The organism is Streptosporangium sandarakinum, assembly GCF_050942225.1.
Classification (GTDB): Bacteria; Actinomycetota; Actinomycetes; order Streptosporangiales; family Streptosporangiaceae; genus Streptosporangium; species Streptosporangium nondiastaticum.
The window spans coordinates 1,264,679-1,280,653 of the sequence record NZ_CP192034.1; the positions used below are offsets into that span (position 1 = coordinate 1,264,679).

At 72.6% G+C, this 15,975-nt stretch carries 17 protein-coding genes; 9 read left to right on the forward strand and 8 right to left on the reverse strand.

What is annotated here, in order from left to right; translation table 11 throughout:
* Positions 1 to 290 precede the first annotated feature (290 nt).
* Positions 291 to 959 (forward strand): response regulator transcription factor, encoded by a 669-nt coding sequence (locus ACQP10_RS06115; RefSeq protein WP_012888073.1) that lies wholly within the window; start codon positions 291 to 293, stop codon positions 957 to 959.
* 3 nt (positions 960 to 962) lie between these two features.
* Positions 963 to 2,237: an ATP-binding protein gene (locus ACQP10_RS06120; protein WP_179819486.1), complete on the forward strand. Its 1,275-nt coding sequence runs from the start codon at positions 963 to 965 to the stop codon at positions 2,235 to 2,237.
* Here ACQP10_RS06120 and ACQP10_RS06125 read toward each other — a convergent pair.
* On the reverse strand, positions 2,221 to 2,700 hold the full coding sequence (locus ACQP10_RS06125; protein ID WP_189246635.1) for a GtrA family protein: 480 nt from the start codon (positions 2,698 to 2,700) through the stop codon (positions 2,221 to 2,223). The two genes, ACQP10_RS06120 and ACQP10_RS06125, sit on opposite strands and share 17 nt — an antisense overlap.
* Before the next feature lie 326 nt (positions 2,701 to 3,026).
* Between ACQP10_RS06125 and ACQP10_RS06130 the strand changes: the two genes are divergently transcribed.
* The 3 genes from ACQP10_RS06130 (at position 3,027) to ACQP10_RS06140 (ending at position 5,247) form a co-directional block, all read left to right on the forward strand.
* On the forward strand, positions 3,027 to 4,184 hold the full coding sequence (locus tag ACQP10_RS06130) for a 5-(carboxyamino)imidazole ribonucleotide synthase (protein WP_312873157.1): 1,158 nt from the start codon (positions 3,027 to 3,029) through the stop codon (positions 4,182 to 4,184).
* A 105-nt stretch (positions 4,185 to 4,289) separates the two neighbouring features.
* Positions 4,290 to 4,793: a 5-(carboxyamino)imidazole ribonucleotide mutase gene (gene purE / locus ACQP10_RS06135; RefSeq protein ID WP_179819484.1), complete on the forward strand. Its 504-nt coding sequence runs from the start codon at positions 4,290 to 4,292 to the stop codon at positions 4,791 to 4,793.
* 328 nt (positions 4,794 to 5,121) lie between these two features.
* Positions 5,122 to 5,247, forward strand: a complete 126-nt coding sequence (locus ACQP10_RS06140) for a hypothetical protein (protein WP_346021864.1) — start codon at positions 5,122 to 5,124, stop codon at positions 5,245 to 5,247.
* Positions 5,248 to 5,431: 184 nt separating this feature from the next.
* On the opposite strand, the gene ACQP10_RS06145 is transcribed toward ACQP10_RS06140, so the two are convergent.
* Positions 5,432 to 5,668, reverse strand: coding sequence for a hypothetical protein (locus ACQP10_RS06145; protein WP_179819483.1), 237 nt, complete (start codon positions 5,666 to 5,668; stop codon positions 5,432 to 5,434).
* Positions 5,669 to 5,736: 68 nt separating this feature from the next.
* Entirely contained in the window at positions 5,737 to 6,291 is a 555-nt protein-coding gene (locus ACQP10_RS06150) for a hypothetical protein (RefSeq protein ID WP_433541022.1), read from the reverse strand.
* A gap of 605 nt (positions 6,292 to 6,896) precedes the next feature.
* On the opposite strand from ACQP10_RS06150, the gene ACQP10_RS06155 reads away from it, so the two are divergent.
* Positions 6,897 to 7,130 carry a DUF397 domain-containing protein gene (locus ACQP10_RS06155; RefSeq protein ID WP_179819481.1) on the forward strand — a complete coding sequence of 78 codons (234 nt, stop codon included), beginning with the start codon at positions 6,897 to 6,899 and terminating at the stop codon, positions 7,128 to 7,130.
* Between the two features lie 92 nt (positions 7,131 to 7,222).
* Here ACQP10_RS06155 and ACQP10_RS06160 read toward each other — a convergent pair whose 3' ends face one another.
* Positions 7,223 to 8,041 carry an alpha/beta fold hydrolase gene (locus tag ACQP10_RS06160; protein WP_179819480.1) on the reverse strand — a complete coding sequence of 273 codons (819 nt, stop codon included), beginning with the start codon at positions 8,039 to 8,041 and terminating at the stop codon, positions 7,223 to 7,225.
* 293 nt (positions 8,042 to 8,334) lie between these two features.
* Here ACQP10_RS06160 and ACQP10_RS06165 point away from each other — a divergent pair, with 293 nt between their 5' ends.
* Both ACQP10_RS06165 and ACQP10_RS06170 read left to right on the forward strand, forming a co-directional pair.
* Positions 8,335 to 9,024 (forward strand): hypothetical protein, encoded by a 690-nt coding sequence (locus ACQP10_RS06165; RefSeq protein WP_179819479.1) that lies wholly within the window; start codon positions 8,335 to 8,337, stop codon positions 9,022 to 9,024.
* Between the two features lie 168 nt (positions 9,025 to 9,192).
* The gene (locus tag ACQP10_RS06170) at positions 9,193 to 9,501 is read left to right on the forward strand and encodes an antitoxin (RefSeq protein ID WP_179819478.1); all 309 of its coding nucleotides are present in this window, start codon (positions 9,193 to 9,195) and stop codon (positions 9,499 to 9,501) included.
* Positions 9,502 to 9,642: 141 nt separating this feature from the next.
* On the opposite strand, the gene ACQP10_RS06175 is transcribed toward ACQP10_RS06170, so the two are convergent.
* Positions 9,643 to 10,962: a UDP-glucose dehydrogenase family protein gene (locus ACQP10_RS06175; RefSeq protein WP_179819477.1), complete on the reverse strand. Its 1,320-nt coding sequence runs from the start codon at positions 10,960 to 10,962 to the stop codon at positions 9,643 to 9,645.
* 147 nt (positions 10,963 to 11,109) lie between these two features.
* Between ACQP10_RS06175 and ACQP10_RS06180 the strand changes: the two genes are divergently transcribed.
* On the forward strand, positions 11,110 to 12,273 hold the full coding sequence (locus tag ACQP10_RS06180) for an acyl-CoA dehydrogenase family protein (RefSeq protein WP_346021865.1): 1,164 nt from the start codon (positions 11,110 to 11,112) through the stop codon (positions 12,271 to 12,273).
* Between the two features lie 141 nt (positions 12,274 to 12,414).
* On the opposite strand, the gene ACQP10_RS06185 is transcribed toward ACQP10_RS06180, so the two are convergent.
* Genes ACQP10_RS06185 through ACQP10_RS06195 form a run of 3 tightly spaced genes read right to left on the reverse strand, consistent with a single transcriptional unit; the run spans position 12,415 to position 15,919 of the window.
* Entirely contained in the window at positions 12,415 to 14,118 is a 1,704-nt protein-coding gene (locus ACQP10_RS06185) for a pyruvate, phosphate dikinase (RefSeq protein ID WP_433541023.1), read from the reverse strand.
* Entirely contained in the window at positions 14,115 to 14,732 is a 618-nt protein-coding gene (locus ACQP10_RS06190) for a transcriptional regulator (RefSeq protein WP_346021867.1), read from the reverse strand. The genes ACQP10_RS06185 and ACQP10_RS06190 overlap by 4 nt, the downstream gene beginning before the upstream one ends.
* Positions 14,729 to 15,919: a helix-turn-helix domain-containing protein gene (locus ACQP10_RS06195; RefSeq protein WP_433541024.1), complete on the reverse strand. Its 1,191-nt coding sequence runs from the start codon at positions 15,917 to 15,919 to the stop codon at positions 14,729 to 14,731. Before ACQP10_RS06195 ends, ACQP10_RS06190 begins: the two co-directional genes overlap by 4 nt.
* Between the last annotated feature and the right edge of the window lie 56 nt (positions 15,920 to 15,975).

A 15,975-nucleotide genomic window follows, 5' to 3' on the forward strand; every position in this document is an offset into this window, starting at 1 on the left:
CCGGCCGGCCCGCGGCGCGTCGGACGCCGCGGGCCTTTTCGGGATGATCGCCGGGACGCGCCCGTCAAATCCCTTACAGGGGGATTTGCGGGTTCTGTTATCCGGGTCATTGGGAAGACTGCCCTTTCGAGGTTCTTCCGATGCGGGAGCCGTACCACGCGACCGCGGGGCGTTGCGGCGTGACTATCCGGGATTTATCAGTGTTTGCCCAGGTCAATGGATAGGTCAATGACGAGTCAAACCGCGCGCTGTACCGGGGAAACGATCCTCTAAGGTCCTACGATCGCGTTATGACCTGTGTACTTCTCGCCGAGGATGACACCTCGATCTCCGAACCGCTCGCGCGTGCGCTGCGCCGCGAGGGTTACCAAGTCGAGGTGAGCCCCGACGGCCCGCAGGCCCTGGAGCGGGCGCTGTCGGGTGGCATCGACTTGATAGTTCTTGACCTCGGCCTGCCCGAGATGGACGGCCTCGAAGTCGCCAGGCGCATTCGCGCGGAGGGGCACGGCACGCCCGTGCTCATCCTCACGGCCCGCGTCGACGAGGTCGACACCGTCGTCGGCCTCGACGCCGGAGCCGACGACTACGTCACCAAACCCTTCCGCCTCGCCGAGCTCCTCGCCCGGGTGCGCGCCCTGCTGCGGCGTGGCACGTCCGAGACGCCCGTCGTGCAGGGCGTCCGCATCGACGCCGACTCCCGTCGCGCGTGGATGGGCGACAAGGAGCTCCACCTCACGACCAAGGAGTTCGACCTGCTCCGGGTCCTCGTCCGGGACGCCGGAAAGGTGGTCACCCGCGAGCAGATCATGCGCGAGGTGTGGGACACCAACTGGTGGGGCTCCACCAAGACCCTGGACATGCACATATCGTGGCTGCGCCGCAAGCTCGGCGACGACGCCGCCAAGCCGCGGTACATCACGACCGTCCGGGGGGTCGGCTTCCGCTTCGAGCGAGAGTAGGGGATGCGCCGCCGGCTCCTCTCCTCCACCCTGCTCGTCGCGGTCATCGCGGTGCTGCTGCTCGGCATCCCGCTCGGCGTGGCCGTGAACCGGCTGATCGAGGAAGAGGCGACCCAGGGTCTCGTCTCGCAGGCCAAGAGCCTGCTGAACGAGGTCGAGTACGCCCGGCTGCAGGACCAGCCCATCGATCCCGTGCAGCTGGCGCGCAAGTATCCCGACCGGTACATCCAGATCTACGTCAAGGGCACGCCGCCGCAGGTGACGACGGTGGGAACCGAGCCCTCGGACAATCGCAAGATGACCGAGGACGCCCAGTCGGAGAACGGGGTGTACGTCGCGGTCACCCGGGACCGCACCGCGGTGGCGCGGGAGGTCCGGGCGTGGCTGCTGCTCATCCTCGGGCTGGCCACGGCCGCGCTCGCGGTGGCGGTCGGGCTCGCCATCGTGCAGTCGCGCCGCCTGACGCTTCCGCTCAGCGACCTGGCGATGATCGCTGAGCGGCTCGGCTCGGGGGACGCCCGGCCGAGCAAGCACCGGTACGGGATCCAGGAGCTCGACCGGGTGGCCGAGGTGCTCGACCGCAGCGCCACCCGCATCTCCGACCTGCTGGCCAGGGAACGCGAGTTCGCCACCGACGCCTCCCACCAGCTCCGCACCCCGCTCACCGGCCTGACCATGCGGCTGGAGGAGATCGTCGCCGCCGCGCACGACCCGTCGGTCGTCAAGGAGGAGGGCGAGGCCGCGATCGTGCAGGCCGAGCGGCTCACCGCCGTGATCGACGAGCTGCTCGCCGCGGCCCGGCGACAGCGGCACGCCCAGGCCGAGGCCGTCAAGCTCGACCGGATACTGGAGCAGCAGCTCACCGAGTGGGGTCCGGCGTTCCGCCGGATGGGGCGGGACATCCGGCTGGAGGGCACGCGCGGCCTGCGCCCGCTGGCCACCAGCGGCGGCATCAGTCAGGTGATCTCCACGCTGCTGGAGAACTCGCTGCGGCACGGCGACGGCACGGTGACGGTGACCACCAGCGAGAAGGACACCTCCGTCGTGGTCGAGGTGGCCGACGAGGGGGAGGGCATCGCCGACGACCTCGCCGGCCGGGTGTTCGAGCGGAACGTCAGCGGCAAGGGCGGCACCGGCCTGGGGCTGACCCTGGCCCGCGCGCTGGCCGCCGCCGACGGCGGCCGCCTGGAGCTCGTACGGCCCCGCCCCGCGGTGTTCGCGCTGTTCCTGCGCAAGGCCGAGACGCCGAGGAACCGGGTGGTCAGCGGGCCCGCGTGATGTCGTCGGGCAGTTCCTTCGGCACCTCTTCCGTGGCAGCCAGGAAGACCCACTTCTTGTAGGACCAGAAGCGGAACAGCGTGCCCAGGCCGATGCCGACGAGGTTGGCGAGGTTCATGCTCAGCGGGTCGGTCAGCTTCAGCGTGTAGTGGGTGAAGCCGAGGCAGAGCAGGCCGATCAGCAGGGCGACGGCGTTGAGCAGGAAGAACAGGAAGTACTCCCGGGCCAGGCCGCTCTGCTCGTGGTGGCGGTAGGTCCAGTAGCGGTTGCCGAAGTAGGCGAAGGTGGTCGCCACGACCGTGGAGGCCACCTTGGAGGTCAGCGGGCCCTGGTGCAGGCCGTACTGGACGAGGTTGAAGCCGCCGGTGTCGATGAGGAAGGCGATCCCCCCGATGGTCCCGAACTTCGCCAGTTCCTTCGCCAGGTCGGCGAACCGCAGGTAGGCGCGTCGCAGAAACTCCACGTCTTTGCCTGGTCCTTTCGGTCGGCTGAGGACCCGCCGCTCGGGGACCCCGGACACTTGCGCTGTCAGGGTACCGGGATACCTGCCCGTTCCGCGTCCCGGTGGATCGGTGGGGATGTCAGCGGTCGGGTAACACATTCCACGAAATATCAGGATGAGTCGGATAAATCGGTCAACATCACGTTGCTCCGACCGAAGGCCGCCGGACATGCATGATCACCGTTTTCCACGGCCGACACGGACGGAACCGGTCCGGGGACGTCACGTGGCAGGCCGCTCCGGGGCTCGCGGCGACCGGCCGTACCGGGCCGGTAAACTCGACCGACGTGAGCAGCCCTTCCTCCGCACCTTCCATCGGCCCGGTCGTCGGCATGATCGGAGCCGGTCAGCTGGCCCGGATGACCCAGCAGGCGGCGATCGCCCTCGGAGTGGAGCTGCGGGTGCTGGCCGGCGCCCCCGGCGAGAGCGCCGCCCGGGTGATCTCCGACGTACGCCTGGGCGACTACCGCGAGCTGGCCGACCTGCGCGACTTCGCCAAGGGGTGCGACGCCGTCACCTTCGACCACGAGCACGTCCCCACCGAGCACGTCCGCGCGCTGGCCGCCGACGGCCTCGCCGTGCACCCCGGCGCCGACGCGCTGGTTCACGCCCAGGACAAGGCCGTGATGCGCGAGCGGCTGACCGCGATCGGCGCCCCCTGCCCACCCTGGCGGCGGATCGAGACCGCCGCCGACGTCGAGGCGTTCGGCGCCGAGCACGGCTGGCCGGTCGTGCTGAAGGCGGTCCGCGGCGGCTACGACGGCCGCGGCGTCTGGGTCTGCCGGTCCGCCGAGGAGGCCGCCGAGGTGCTGGCCTCCGGGGTGCCGCTGATGGCGGAGGCGTTCGTGCCGTTCGAGCGCGAGCTGGCCGTCCTCGTCGCCCGGTCCCCGCACGGCCAGGGCGTCAGCTACCCGGTGGTGGAGACCGTCCAGCGCGACGGCATCTGCGTGGAGGTGCTCGCCCCCGCTCCCGGCCTCGACCCCGAGCAGGCCGCGGTGGCCCAGCGGATCGCCCTGAACATCGCCCACGAGCTGGGCGTGACCGGGTTGCTGGCCGTCGAGATGTTCGCCACCCCCTCCGGGCTCGTGGTGAACGAGCTGGCCATGCGCCCGCACAACAGCGGCCACTGGACCATCGACGGCGCCCGCACCTCCCAGTTCGAGCAGCACCTGCGCGCCGTGCTCGACCTTCCCCTCGGCTCGCCCTCGATGTCGGCCCCCGTCGTGGTGATGGCCAACCTCCTGGGCGGCGACGACCCGGACGTCTTCTCCCGCTACGAGCACGTGATGGCCCACGACCCGGGGATCAAGGTCCACTTCTACGGTAAAGAGGTACGGCCCGGCCGCAAGATCGGCCACGTCACGGCCCTCGGCACCGACCTCGACGAGGTCCGGGCCCGGGCCAGGCACGCCGCCGTCTACCTCTCCGAGGGCGTCTACACCTGAGCGTCCACGGCACCGAGAGCCCCACGGCGCGGTCCGCGAGACGGCGAGACCGTTGAGGTCACGAGACCACGAGACCACGAGAGCATGAGATCGCGAGGAGAAGGCATGACCGACGTCGGCATCGTCATGGGCAGCGACTCCGACTGGCCGGTGATGAAGGCCGCCGCCGAGGCGCTGGCCGAGTTCGGGGTGGCGTTCGAGGCCGACGTGGTCTCCGCGCACCGCATGCCCGACGAGATGATCGCCTACGGGGCGGAGGCCGCCGGGCGCGGCCTGAAGGTGATCATCGCGGGCGCCGGGGGAGCCGCCCACCTGCCCGGGATGCTCGCCTCGGTCACCCCCCTGCCGGTGATCGGCGTGCCCGTTCCGCTGAAGTACCTCGACGGCATGGACTCCCTGTTGTCGATCGTCCAGATGCCCGCCGGGGTGCCGGTGGCGACCGTCGCCATCGGTGGCGCCCGCAACGCGGGGCTGCTGGCCGTACGGATCCTCGCCGCCGCCGACGAGGAACTGCGGGCCAGGATGGAGGCGTTCCAGGTGACGCTGAAGGAGCAGGCCCACGCCAAGGGCGCCAGGCTCCGCGCGGAGGCCGCCGACCTCGGGGCCTGAGCGCGCCGGGCGGGCGGTTCACCCCGGGTGGTCCGGCGGCCCCGGCGAGCGGGGCCTGAGCGCGCGCGGGACGGGTGGCTCAGGGGTGCCGGGGCGTGCCGAGCCGGGCGGCTCATGAGTTCCCGGGACGCGCCGAGCCGGGCGGCTCATGAGTTCCCGGGACGCGCCGAGCCGACGGGCTTCGAGGCGGGAGAATCGACCGGCGTCAAGATCGGAAGACCGCAAAAAGGCGCAATATGGTGCAGATGCAGTGATATCTCGGTGGCACCGGGGATAGCCGATCGCATCCAGGGAAGAAACAGACCTCCATGCTATGGAGGTGAGAATCATGCGGAACGCGATACGCGCCGTCCTCGGGCTCACCGTGGCGGTGACGGCGGTTTTCGGAAGCCTGGGAGCGGGGGACCACTCCCAGAACAACGGTGCGGAGAAGCGGTCCGTGTCCACCCGCTGACCCGCCCGTTTCGGGAAGGCGCCCGGCCGTCCGCGGAGCCGGAGGATCGTCCGGAAAGCACGGGAGGACGTCCGGAGGGGACGGCGACGGCCGTCCCGCGACGCCGGTGCGGGGTCCAGGCGGCGGGGCACCCGAGACGGACGGTTCCGGCCGCTTCCCTTGGCCGGCCGTCCCTCACATGTTCCTAGCCGACGGGTTCCCGCCGGTGAGCGGCGTCGGCCGCCTCGGTCTCCGCCATCAAGGAAAGCAGGTCACCGGCCCGCCTCGCTTCGACGGGCCGGGGGTCGTCGGTGATCCAGCAGGGGAACGCCCAGAAGGAGCGGGCCCAGGGACGCCAGAGGACCACCCATCCGGGGCGGCTGGCCTGCAGGGCGCGGGCCAGATCGTCCGGGTCGGTGCTCCTCGGAGCCTCTGAGGTCATGGGGGCCACCGGAGTCCCGGGAGCGCCGGGCGGGCCGGGGCTGGCCGCCCGGTCCGGGCGGGGGCCGCCTACCGCGACCGCGGCGTCGAGGAGCTGTCCTCGTCCCGCCGCTGCGCGGGCAGGAGGGGGCGGATCGCCTCGGCGGAGGTCGGCTCGGCGGCGGTGCTCGCCTCGCCCGCCGGCGCGATCGGTTCTGTCCAGGACCATTGCTGCCACCAGCTTTCTTCACGGGATGCGGCGCGGACCTCTTCGGTGAGGGCGCGCAGTTCGGGATCGGTCCTCACCGGCTGGGGAGGACGGCGGTAGGCCACACGGACCCGTCCGAGCAGGCCCCGCCGCTCCAGGGACTCGGCCAGCGCCTCCAGGTCGCCCGTGGGGTCGAGGTCGGGCCCGGTCCTCGGGGCGCCCGCCGTTCCCAGGTCGCCCGGGGCGGGCGTCGCCTCCGGGCCGCCCGGGCCGCCCGGGCCGCCGGGCGCGAGCGCCGTTGCGGGGAGGCCGGAGGCCGGCGTGGTCTCCGGCGCGTCATGGACGTGCGAATCCGGAGCGTCCCCCCGATGGACCGCGGCTCCGGGACGGGGCGCCGCGGCCGTCGCGGCCGGGGCGTCGTCGGTGATGATGGTCATGATCTTCTCCGTGCGGAAAGGGATGGGCGTCGGGTTCGCGTGCCGCCGCCCGTCTCGGGGGCGCGTGGACGGGGCACGTCGCCGGGTGGGTCTCCGCTGGGTGGGGGACTCCACCGGGGACGGTCCGGCCGGGCGGTGGTGGAGGGCACCCGGCAGGACGCGTGGTGGTGACCCCGCTCCCTCCCTCCTCCGGTGAGGGAGCGGAGCCACCCGCTTTTCCGGAAGGGATGGCCGACGGTCGTCCGCGCCGTGCCCTCCCGGGCCGTGACCCGCGCCGCCGCCATCACCCGGAACCCGGCGGCGCGGGCGGTTCATGATCGGAAGGCTCGGTCAGCCATTTCGGGCATGCTCGCCGTCCTTCCGGTCGCTCGTCGAACTGCGCTTCACAGCGTGGCACGAGTTGATTACTTTGCGTGAGAGATTGGCCGCAAAGCGTTCGGGCGTGGTCCCGACGGGCCATCCCGGGGCTGGTCGTTCCACCCCGTCCCCGGCGTACGGAAGATTCACGGCAGGCCGTTGCGGGCGAGGGAGACGGTCCGGATACTGACCGGGATACCGAGGAGCGTCCCGGGCGGGCGCCGGGCCCACGGCGAAGGCGGTGTGAGATGGAGGCGGATCTGAGCGGCGCCGTCTGGCGGAGGGCGGCCTCCGGGGACGACGGCGGCGAATGCGTCGAGGTGGCTGTGGTGGACGCCCCGGCAACCGGCCACAAGGCCGATCTCGGCCCCCTTTACGTGCTGCGCGACTCCAGGGACCCTGACGGGCCGAAGCTGTTCTTCACCCGGGCGGAGTGGGACGCCTTCGTGGGCGGCGTGAAGCTCGGCGAGTTCGACGACTGACCCGTCCGGAACACCGAAGGAGGGCCCCACCGAGGTGGGACCCTCCTGCTCTTCGCGAGTACGGGTGACCTTTCGTACGGCACGCGGCCCGGTCAGCCCTTGATCAGCTCCAGGATGTCGGCGTTGAGCTGATCCCTGTGCGTCACGTACAGGCCGTGACCCGCGGTCGGGTACTCCTTGTAGACGGCGTTCGGCATGAGCTCCGCCGTACGCCGGCCGGTCAGCTCGACGCGGGCCGACTGGTCGGCGGCGCCGTGGACGATCAGCGTCGGGACGGTCATCGCGCGCAGCGCGTCCCGGTGGTCGGCGGAGAACATCTCCCGCCAGACGGCGGTCGTGGCCCAGGGGGACGCCTCCAGGCACTGCCGCATCGTGAGGTCGATCAGGGCGGGGGAGACGTCGTTGCCCAGGTGGGTGGCGAAGAAGCCCTGCGCCCGGTCGGCGAACCACTTGGGCCGGTCCTTCTGGAACCGGGCCACCGTGGCCTCGCTCAGCGCCTCGGGGACGCCGCCGGGGTTGTCGTCGGTCAGCTTCAGGAACGGCAGGACCGCCGCGACGAACGCCACGCGCGCGACGCGGTCCTCGCCGTGCCGGGCCAGGTAGCGGGCGACCTCACCGCCGCCGGCCGAGTGCCCCACCAGAGTGACCTCCCGCAGGTCGAGGTGCTCGATCAGGGCGGCGAGGTCGTCGGCCCGGGTGTCGGTGTCGTACCCGGTCGAGGGGCGGTCGGAGCGGCCGTGGCCCCGCCGGTCGAAAAGCACGCAGCGGTACCCCCGCTCGGCGAAGAACGGCACCTGGTACTCCCACATGTCGCTGCTCAGCGCCCAACTGGAGACGAACACGATCGGCGCGCCGGCGCCGTAGTCCTCGTACGACAGGCGGGTGCCGTCGGCGGTCTCGAAGTACGGCATGTCGGTCTCCTCACTGGCCGGGGTCTCGGGGGACGCGCTCGTCCCGCCGTCGGAACACTCCGGGGGCGCGCTCGTCGCCGCCGTCCGGAACACTCCCGGAGGTGCGGTGCTCGTCCCCGTGGCTCGGAACATTACGGAAGACCGGTATCCCGCCGAATCAGTCGCCCATCGGCAATTCCCCCGCCGCCCTTCAGTCGGCTCGACGACTGACGGAGAGTCGACGACCCCGCGACTCGCGGGGTCGTCGGTCCGGCCCTCTCCTGGCCTGTGACGGGTGCGGTAGAAAGGCACCCGTGACTGAAGACCACCGAAACAGCCCTCGACGGCGGAACCGACCGGGTACGGCACGCCTCGCGAAGATCCTGGCGGGCGCCCTGACGGCCGGAGCGGGCTTCGGCGCGGCGACCTCCCTGACCAACGCCGTCTCCGATCACTACGCGGATCTCGAAAGCCGGGCCGCCACCACCGGTGGGATGTCGGCGCTGGAGATCGTGAGCGTGCTGGTGGACTCCGGCTGGGCGTGGGCGGGGTTCGCGGTCCTCGTGGGCTGGCTGGTCGCGCGCGCCGACGACGGTCGTTCCGGGATGACGGTCCCGGCCGCCGCCGGCGCCCTGGCCCTTCTCGCGGCCACGGCGGCCTACAGCTTCGTGGACACCGTCCGAGGCGGCGGGCCGCTGTCCTCCTGGTACGAGTCCGAACCCCTCGTGTGGTGGATCACCAGCGTCCTCTTCGGGGCGCCCCTGGGGGTTGTGGGCGCCTGCGCCAGGAGGCCGGGAACGGTCGGCCTGCTGGCGAGGCTGACCGTTCCGGTCGGCGCGGCCGTACAGATGGTCGTGCTCCCACCTGGCAGGAACGAGCGGATCGAGGTCATGGGACAGGCGATCGTGTGGACGGCGGCTGCCGCTGCCGCCGGCTTCGTCGTCGTCCGCTTCCTCGGCGCGCGGCGGCACCGGCCCGCGACGGTGGGCGTGGAGTCGCCGTGACCTCCTGCGGCTCCGGCGGATGCGCGGAGCCGGCCGGTGTCGTACGCGAGACTCGCGGGACACCCCGGTACGCGAGGCGGGCCGTGCCGGGGGCGGGGTGTTTCGTCGCCGGAGGCGGGTAGGGCCCGGCTTGAGCACGGCCGTACAGGACGAGAGGGAGGGGTCGTCATGAGCGGTATCGGAGACTGGGCGAAGAAGGCCGAGGACCTCGCCAGGGAGCATCCGGATCAGGCCGACCAGGTGCTCGACCAGGGGGAGCGGTTCGCCGGCGAGCGGACCGGACACAAGTACGACGAGCAGATCGGCAAGGGCGTCGACGCCGTCCAGCGACGCTACGGCGGCGGTGACGCGGGCCCCGAGGCCGATCCCCGGGGCGGCACGGAACCCGTGGATCCCCGTGGGGACGCCGGTCCCGAGGCCAGTCCCCAGGGCGGCCGGAACGACGCGGGCCCCGAGGGGCGCGTCCAGGGAGGCTGACGCCGCCGGACCGCCCGGGGTGAGGTCCCGTCCGCGGAACCTCACCCCGGGCGGTCAGGACGTGCAGCCGTGCTGATACGCCGTGACGGCGGCCGTGATCGCGCTGATGGGGGCCACGGCGTCCCGCCCGGCGGGGCGCCGCTACGGGCGGCCGAGTGCGCGGTAGTGCCAGCCCGCGTTGCGCCAGACCTCGGCGTCGAGGGCGTTGCGGCCGTCCACCATCTTGCGGGCGGCCACGACGGCGCCCAGCGCCTCGGGGTCGAGCTCGATGAACTCCCGCCACTCGGTGAGCAGCAGCACGACGTGGGCGCCGCGGGCGGCCTCCAGCGCCGACTCGCCGTACGACAGGTGCGGGTGGGCCCGGCGGGCGTTCTCCTGCGCGACGGGGTCGTAGACGGTGACCCGGCCGCCCTGCTCACTGATCTTGACGGCGACGTCGAGTGCGGGCGAGTCGCGGATGTCGTCGGAGTTGGGCTTGAACGCGGCGCCCAGCACGGTCAGCGAGCAGCCCCGGAAGGAGCCGCCGGCCAGCTCGCGGGCGAGGTCGACCATGCGGGCCCGGCGGCGCATGTTGATCGCGTCCACCTCGCGCAGGAAGGTCAGCGCCTGGTCGGCGCCGAGCTCGCCCGCGCGGGCCATGAAGGCGCGGATGTCCTTGGGCAGGCAGCCGCCGCCGAAGCCCAGGCCGGCGTTGAGGAACTTGCCGCCGATGCGGTCGTCGTAGGACAGGGCCTGCGAGAGCTGCTTGACGTCGGCGTGCGCGGCCTCGCAGACCTCCGCCATCGCGTTGATGAAGGAGATCTTGGTGGCGAGGAAGGCGTTGGCGGCCACCTTGACCAGCTCGGCGGTCGGGTAGTCGGTGATCACCATCGGGGTGCCGGCCTCCAGCATCGAGGCGTACACCTCCCGCATGACCTTCTCGGCCTTGTCGGAGGCCACGCCCAGCACGATCCGGTCGGGCTGCAGGGTGTCCTGGACGGCGTAGCCCTCGCGCAGGAACTCCGGGTTCCACGCCAGCTCGGCCCCGGCGCCGATGGGCGCCAGCCGGACCAGCTTGTCGGCCAGGCGCTGGGCGGTGCCCACCGGGACGGTGGACTTGCCGACGACCAGGCACTCGCGTTGCAGGTGCGGGGCCAGGGCCTCGATCGCGGCGTCGAGGTAGGAGACGTCGGCTCCGTACTCGCCGGCTTTCTGGGGGGTGCCGACGCACAGGAAGTGCACGTCACCGAAGGCGGCGGCCTCCTCGAAGGAGGTGGTGAAGCGCAGCCTGCCCGCGGCGAGGTTGCGCCGCAGGATCTCCTCCAGGCCGGGCTCGTGGATGGGCAGATCCCCGGCCTGCAGCCGAGCGATCTTCTCGGCGTCGACGTCGACGCCGAGGACTTCGAAGCCCAGTTCCGCCATGCACGCGGACGTCGTCGCACCCAGGTATCCGGTTCCCACCATCGTGAGGCGGTAGGCCACTGGCGTTCCTTTCGGTTCTGCCCGATTCTGTGCCGTCAGAGTATCGGCATCCTAGGAGACCACTTTGCCACCTGCATAAACAGGCAGCGATACATCTCACACGGGATGGATCGGTCCACGCATTGTTGGACGTCCTACTATTTGCCCATGAGCTTCCCTCTCTACGCCCTGCCCGAAGAGCACCAGATGCTCAGGGAGACCGTCCGCGCCCTCGCCGACGAGAAGATCGCCCCCCGTGCGGCCGAGGCCGACGAGACGGGGGAGTTCCCCTGGGACGTCTACAAGGCGCTGGTCGCCGCTGACCTGCAGGCCATCCACGTTCCCGAGGAGTACGGCGGAGCGGGGGGCGACGCCCTGGCGGCCGTGATCGTCATCGAGGAGGTGGCGCGGGCCTGCGCGTCTTCCTCGCTGATCCCCGCGGTCAACAAGCTGGGCACCGTACCGCTGCTGCTGTCGGCGTCGGAGGAGCTCAAGCAGCGCTACCTCGCGCCGGTCGCGCGCGGTGAGGCGATGTTCTCCTACGCCCTGTCGGAGGCCGAGGCGGGCAGCGACGCCGCCTCGATGAAGACCCGCGCGGTGGCCGACGGCGACCACTACGTGCTCAACGGCGCCAAGATGTGGATCACCAACGCCGGGGTGTCGGAGTACTACACGGTGATGGCCGTGACCGAGCCGGGCGCGGGGGCTCGCGGCATCTCCGCGTTCGTGGTGGAGAAGAGCGACGAGGGCGTCAGCTTCGGGCCCAAGGAGAAGAAGCTCGGCATCAAGGGCTCCCCGACCCGCCAGGTCATCCTGGAGGACGTCCGCATCCCGGCGTCCCGCATGATCGGCGCTCCGGGCACCGGTTTCAAGACCGCCCTGGCCACGCTCGACCACACCCGCGTCACGATCGCCGCCCAGGCGCTGGGCATCGCCCAGGGCGCCCTCGACTACGCGGTCGGCTACGTCAAGGAGCGCAAGCAGTTCGGCAAGGCCATCGCCGACTTCCAGGGCGTGCAGTTCATGCTCGCCGACATGGCGATGAAGCTGGAGGCCGCCCGGCAGCTCACCTACGCCGCCGCCGCCAAGTCCGAGCTGGCCATGCACGGCGAGCCGCAGGCCGATCTGACGTTCTTCTCCAGCGCCGCCAAGTGCGCCGCCTCCGACGCGGCCATGGAGATCACCACCGACGCCGTGCAGCTCCTCGGCGGGTACGGCTACACCAGCGACTACCCGGTGGAGCGCATGATGCGCGACGCCAAGATCACCCAGATCTACGAGGGCACCAACCAGATCCAGCGCATGGTCATGGCCCGCCAGCTGCTGAAGTAGCCGCCGGCACGTGAGAACCCCGCCGCCGCGGTCCGGGCGGCGGGGTTCTCACGTCTCGACCGGTCGCCCGCGCCGGAGCGGCACGCGCCGTCCACCGGCACGTCCGCGTGACGGCGCCGGCCGGCGCCCCTGACGGCGGCGTCAGGGGCGCCGCCGGAGGGCGGCGTGGGCCGCGTGGAGGCGCTGGTCGGCGGGGCGGCCGGAGGCGTCGCCCGACACCTCGTCGGCCCATTCGAGCAGGCGGAGCAGATGGGGGTCGGTCGCGGCCGTGGTGACGGACGGGCTGCCGAGGACGACCTCGCCGCCGGTCCCGTCGATGGAGATGAGCGTCCCCTCGGGGAGCACCTGCCCGCCGGCCCGCACAGAGGCACCGGTGACGGTGAGGTCCGAGACGCCCACGACGGCCGGTTTGCCCATCGTCCGCGCGACGATCGCGGCGTGGCTGGCCGGGCCGCCGCGGGCGGTGACAATTCCGGCGGCGACGGCGATGCCGCGCATGTCGAGCGGTGAGGTCTCCGGCCGCACCAGGATGACGGGGCCCTCCGCGGCCATCCGGACCGCGCCGTCCGCGGTGGTCGCCACGCGGCCGGCCACGACGCCCGGACAGGCCCCCAGCCCGCGGGCGAGGACGCCGGCCCCGCCGGTCGCGGCCAGGCGGCGGGTGCGGGCGTGCCGGAGATCGTGGGGGGAGACCCTGAGCAGCGCCTCGCGGCGTCCGATCACGCCCTCGTCGGCGAGATCCGTCGCGAGACGGACGGCGGCGGCGCCGGTGAACCGGCCCGGCCGGGCCTGCAGGAGCCACAGCTCGCCGGTCTCGAAGGTGAACTCCAGGTAGCACGCGTCACGGTGGTGCGCCTCCACGCGGTCCAGGGCGTCCAGAAGGGCGGCCCACACCTCCGGCTCCCGGTCGGCCAGGTCGCGCAGGGGAAGGGTCGACGATCTGCCCGAGACGACGTCCTCGCCCTGGCGGCCGAAGAGGACCTCGCCGAACGGGACGCGTTCGCCGGTGTTGGGGTCGCGGCTGAACGCGACACCGGTGCCGCTGCGGTCGTCGCGGTTCCCGAACACCATCGCCTGCACGATCACGGCCGTGCCGAGGTCGTGCGGGATGGCGTGCACCTCGCGGTAGGTCGTCGCGCGCGGCGTGTCCCACGAGGAGAAGACCGCTGCGACGGCCAGCCTGAGCTGTTCGGCCGCGTCGTCCGGGACGGGCCGGCCGGCGCGCCGCCCGATGACGGCCTCGACCTCGTGGATCGCGCGGGACAGGCGCCGGACGTCGCCGGACCCGTGCCGGGCCGCCTCGCCCACGGCGGTGCCGCCGGGTCCGTGGCCGGTCGCCTCGCCTACGGCGGTGGCATCGGGTCCGCGCCCGGTCGCCTCGCTCACGACGGCGTCGAGGGTCTCCGCGGTCAGGTCCGTGGTCGCGGTGGCGAAGCCGTACAGGAACCTCAGCCGCGCGTCGAGCGCGAACCGGGTGTCGTCCGTCTCCGCCGCCAGCGCCGCCGTGGCCGCGGTGGTGAGGCCGAGGTTGAGGACCGTGGTCATCATGCCGGGCATCGACTCGCGCCCGCCGGAGCGGACGGACACCGCCAGCGGCCTCCCGGGCCCGCCGAGCCTGCGGCGCGTCGTGTCCTCAAGGGCGGCGACGGCGACCGCGAGTTCGTCGTCGAGACCGTCGGGCGGCCGCCCGTCACGGAGGAAGGCGCGGCACGCGTCGGTGCCGATGACGAACCCCGGCGGCACGGGCAGCCCGAGCCGCCGCAGCAGGACGAGGCCGTACGCCTTGCCGCCGATGGCGTCGGCCGTCTCCCCGATGTCCGGCGAGAGCGGGTGGATCCACCTCATCGGGGGATGCCCAGGGTGGCGAGCAGGTCCTCGTGGAGCTGGAACCACACCGTGTGGTACGACGCCATGTCGTCCGTCACGTGGTCGAGCGCGCCCGCGGTCGCCCGCGCGAGCGCGTCGGCGAGGCGGACGCGGTAGCGCCCGAATCGCGGCAACGCCGCGGACAGGTCCGCGCAGACCGCCTGGGCCCGCCGGTCGAGGTCGGTGAGCCGGCCGAGGACCCGGGCGTCGTAGGCGGGGTCGGTGTGGTCGTTCATCGTCGTCGTTCCGCCGACGGGGCGCAGCTGCCAGGCCCCGCAGATGTCGAGGAGCTCCGGGTTGAGGACGAGGAAGCGGTCGTACGCGTCGGCCACGGCGGTCCGGGCGCCGGCCGCCTCCAGCTCCTCGGTGATCCGCCGGGCGTCGGCGGCCCGGCCGGCCTCGGTGAGGCCCCATCCGCCGAAGAAGCCCGCCGTGTACGTGACGTGGCCCGCGGTGGCGAGGTCGATGAGTTCGGACTCGACGTCGGACTCGCCCAGCCCCGTCACCGCGGCCACCCTGGCCAGGTCGGTGAACCCGGCGCAGCGGAGGGCGTGGAGCACCAGCAGGTCGTCGCCGGTCGTGGAGGCCGTCATGCTTCGCCCCCGCCGTGTCGCGTGGCGTCCGGAGCACCGGCGTCCGGAGCACCGGCGGCCGCCGCGGCGTGGGCCGCGCCCCGGCCCTCGGCCCGGGCGACGATCCTGCCGTCCCTGACCCGGACGGCGGCCTCGGTCGCGTCGCCGACGCCCGGCAGGCCGAGGGCCGCGGCTACCAGGGCACGATCGTCGAGCACCAGGCGGAGGGTCGGCCACGCGCCGGGGGCGAACACGCGCCGCAGGCACGCGGTGAGGTCGTCGACCCTGAGCCGTACCAGACGGCCGATCTCGGCCGGGTCGCCCGTCACGACGACCACGGTCACCCGGTCGCCCGGGAGGGCGCCGCGGACGGCCTCCTCCGCCGCGGCCAGCCGCCCGGCCCCCAGGACCGCGATCACACCGTCGTCGCCGAGGCCGATCGGGCGGCCGGTGATCCTGTCGGACACCTCGGCCGGCGGCGTCCAGGGGTCGTCGCAGGGGCGCGCCGGGGAGACGTAGGGCAGGTGCGGCGGGTCCCAGGCGTCCGCCAGGTCGATCCCGGCCAGATGGTCGCAGGCGCGCACCACGTCGAACGGGTCGCCGAACCCGGGCGCGGTCTCGGCCAGGCCCGCCGAGCCGTTCAGCAGCGTCAGCACCAGCTCGGCCAGCCGTACCCGCCGGACGCCCGGCGGCGGGTACGACTCAAGTGCGAGGGCGAGCAGCAACGCCTCCAGGCGGGCGGTCTGGGTCAGCGCGGTCCGGGCCGGTTCGTCGTCGAGCACGCCGGACAGCGAGCGCAACCGCAGGTGACCGTCGGCCGGTGAGTCGCCGGTCAGCGGCAGCCGTTCGAGCCAGACCCGGGCGAAGGCGCCCAGCGACCCGGCCACCGAGTCCGGTGACGGCCGCGGGGCCTGCCCGGCGGCTCCGGTGATCCCGTCGGACCCGTCGGACCCGTCGGACCCGTCGGACCCGTCGGCCTGGCCGGCCTCGCCGGCGGAGCGTTCGACCAGGTCGGCCAGCACCGCCAGGTACAGCGCGCGCTTGGTCGGGAAGTTCGAGTACACCGCGCCGCGGGTCATCTCGGCCCGCTCGGCGATCCGGTCGATCTTCGTCACGGCGTATCCGTGCTCGGCGAACTCCCGCCTCGCCGCGGCCAGCACCGCCGCGCGGGTGCGCTCCTGCTGCTGCGCCCGGGTCAATCGCGCCATCACCACTCCCCACCCGTCATCACGTCATCAGGATACTCACTGAATCCAGATTATAT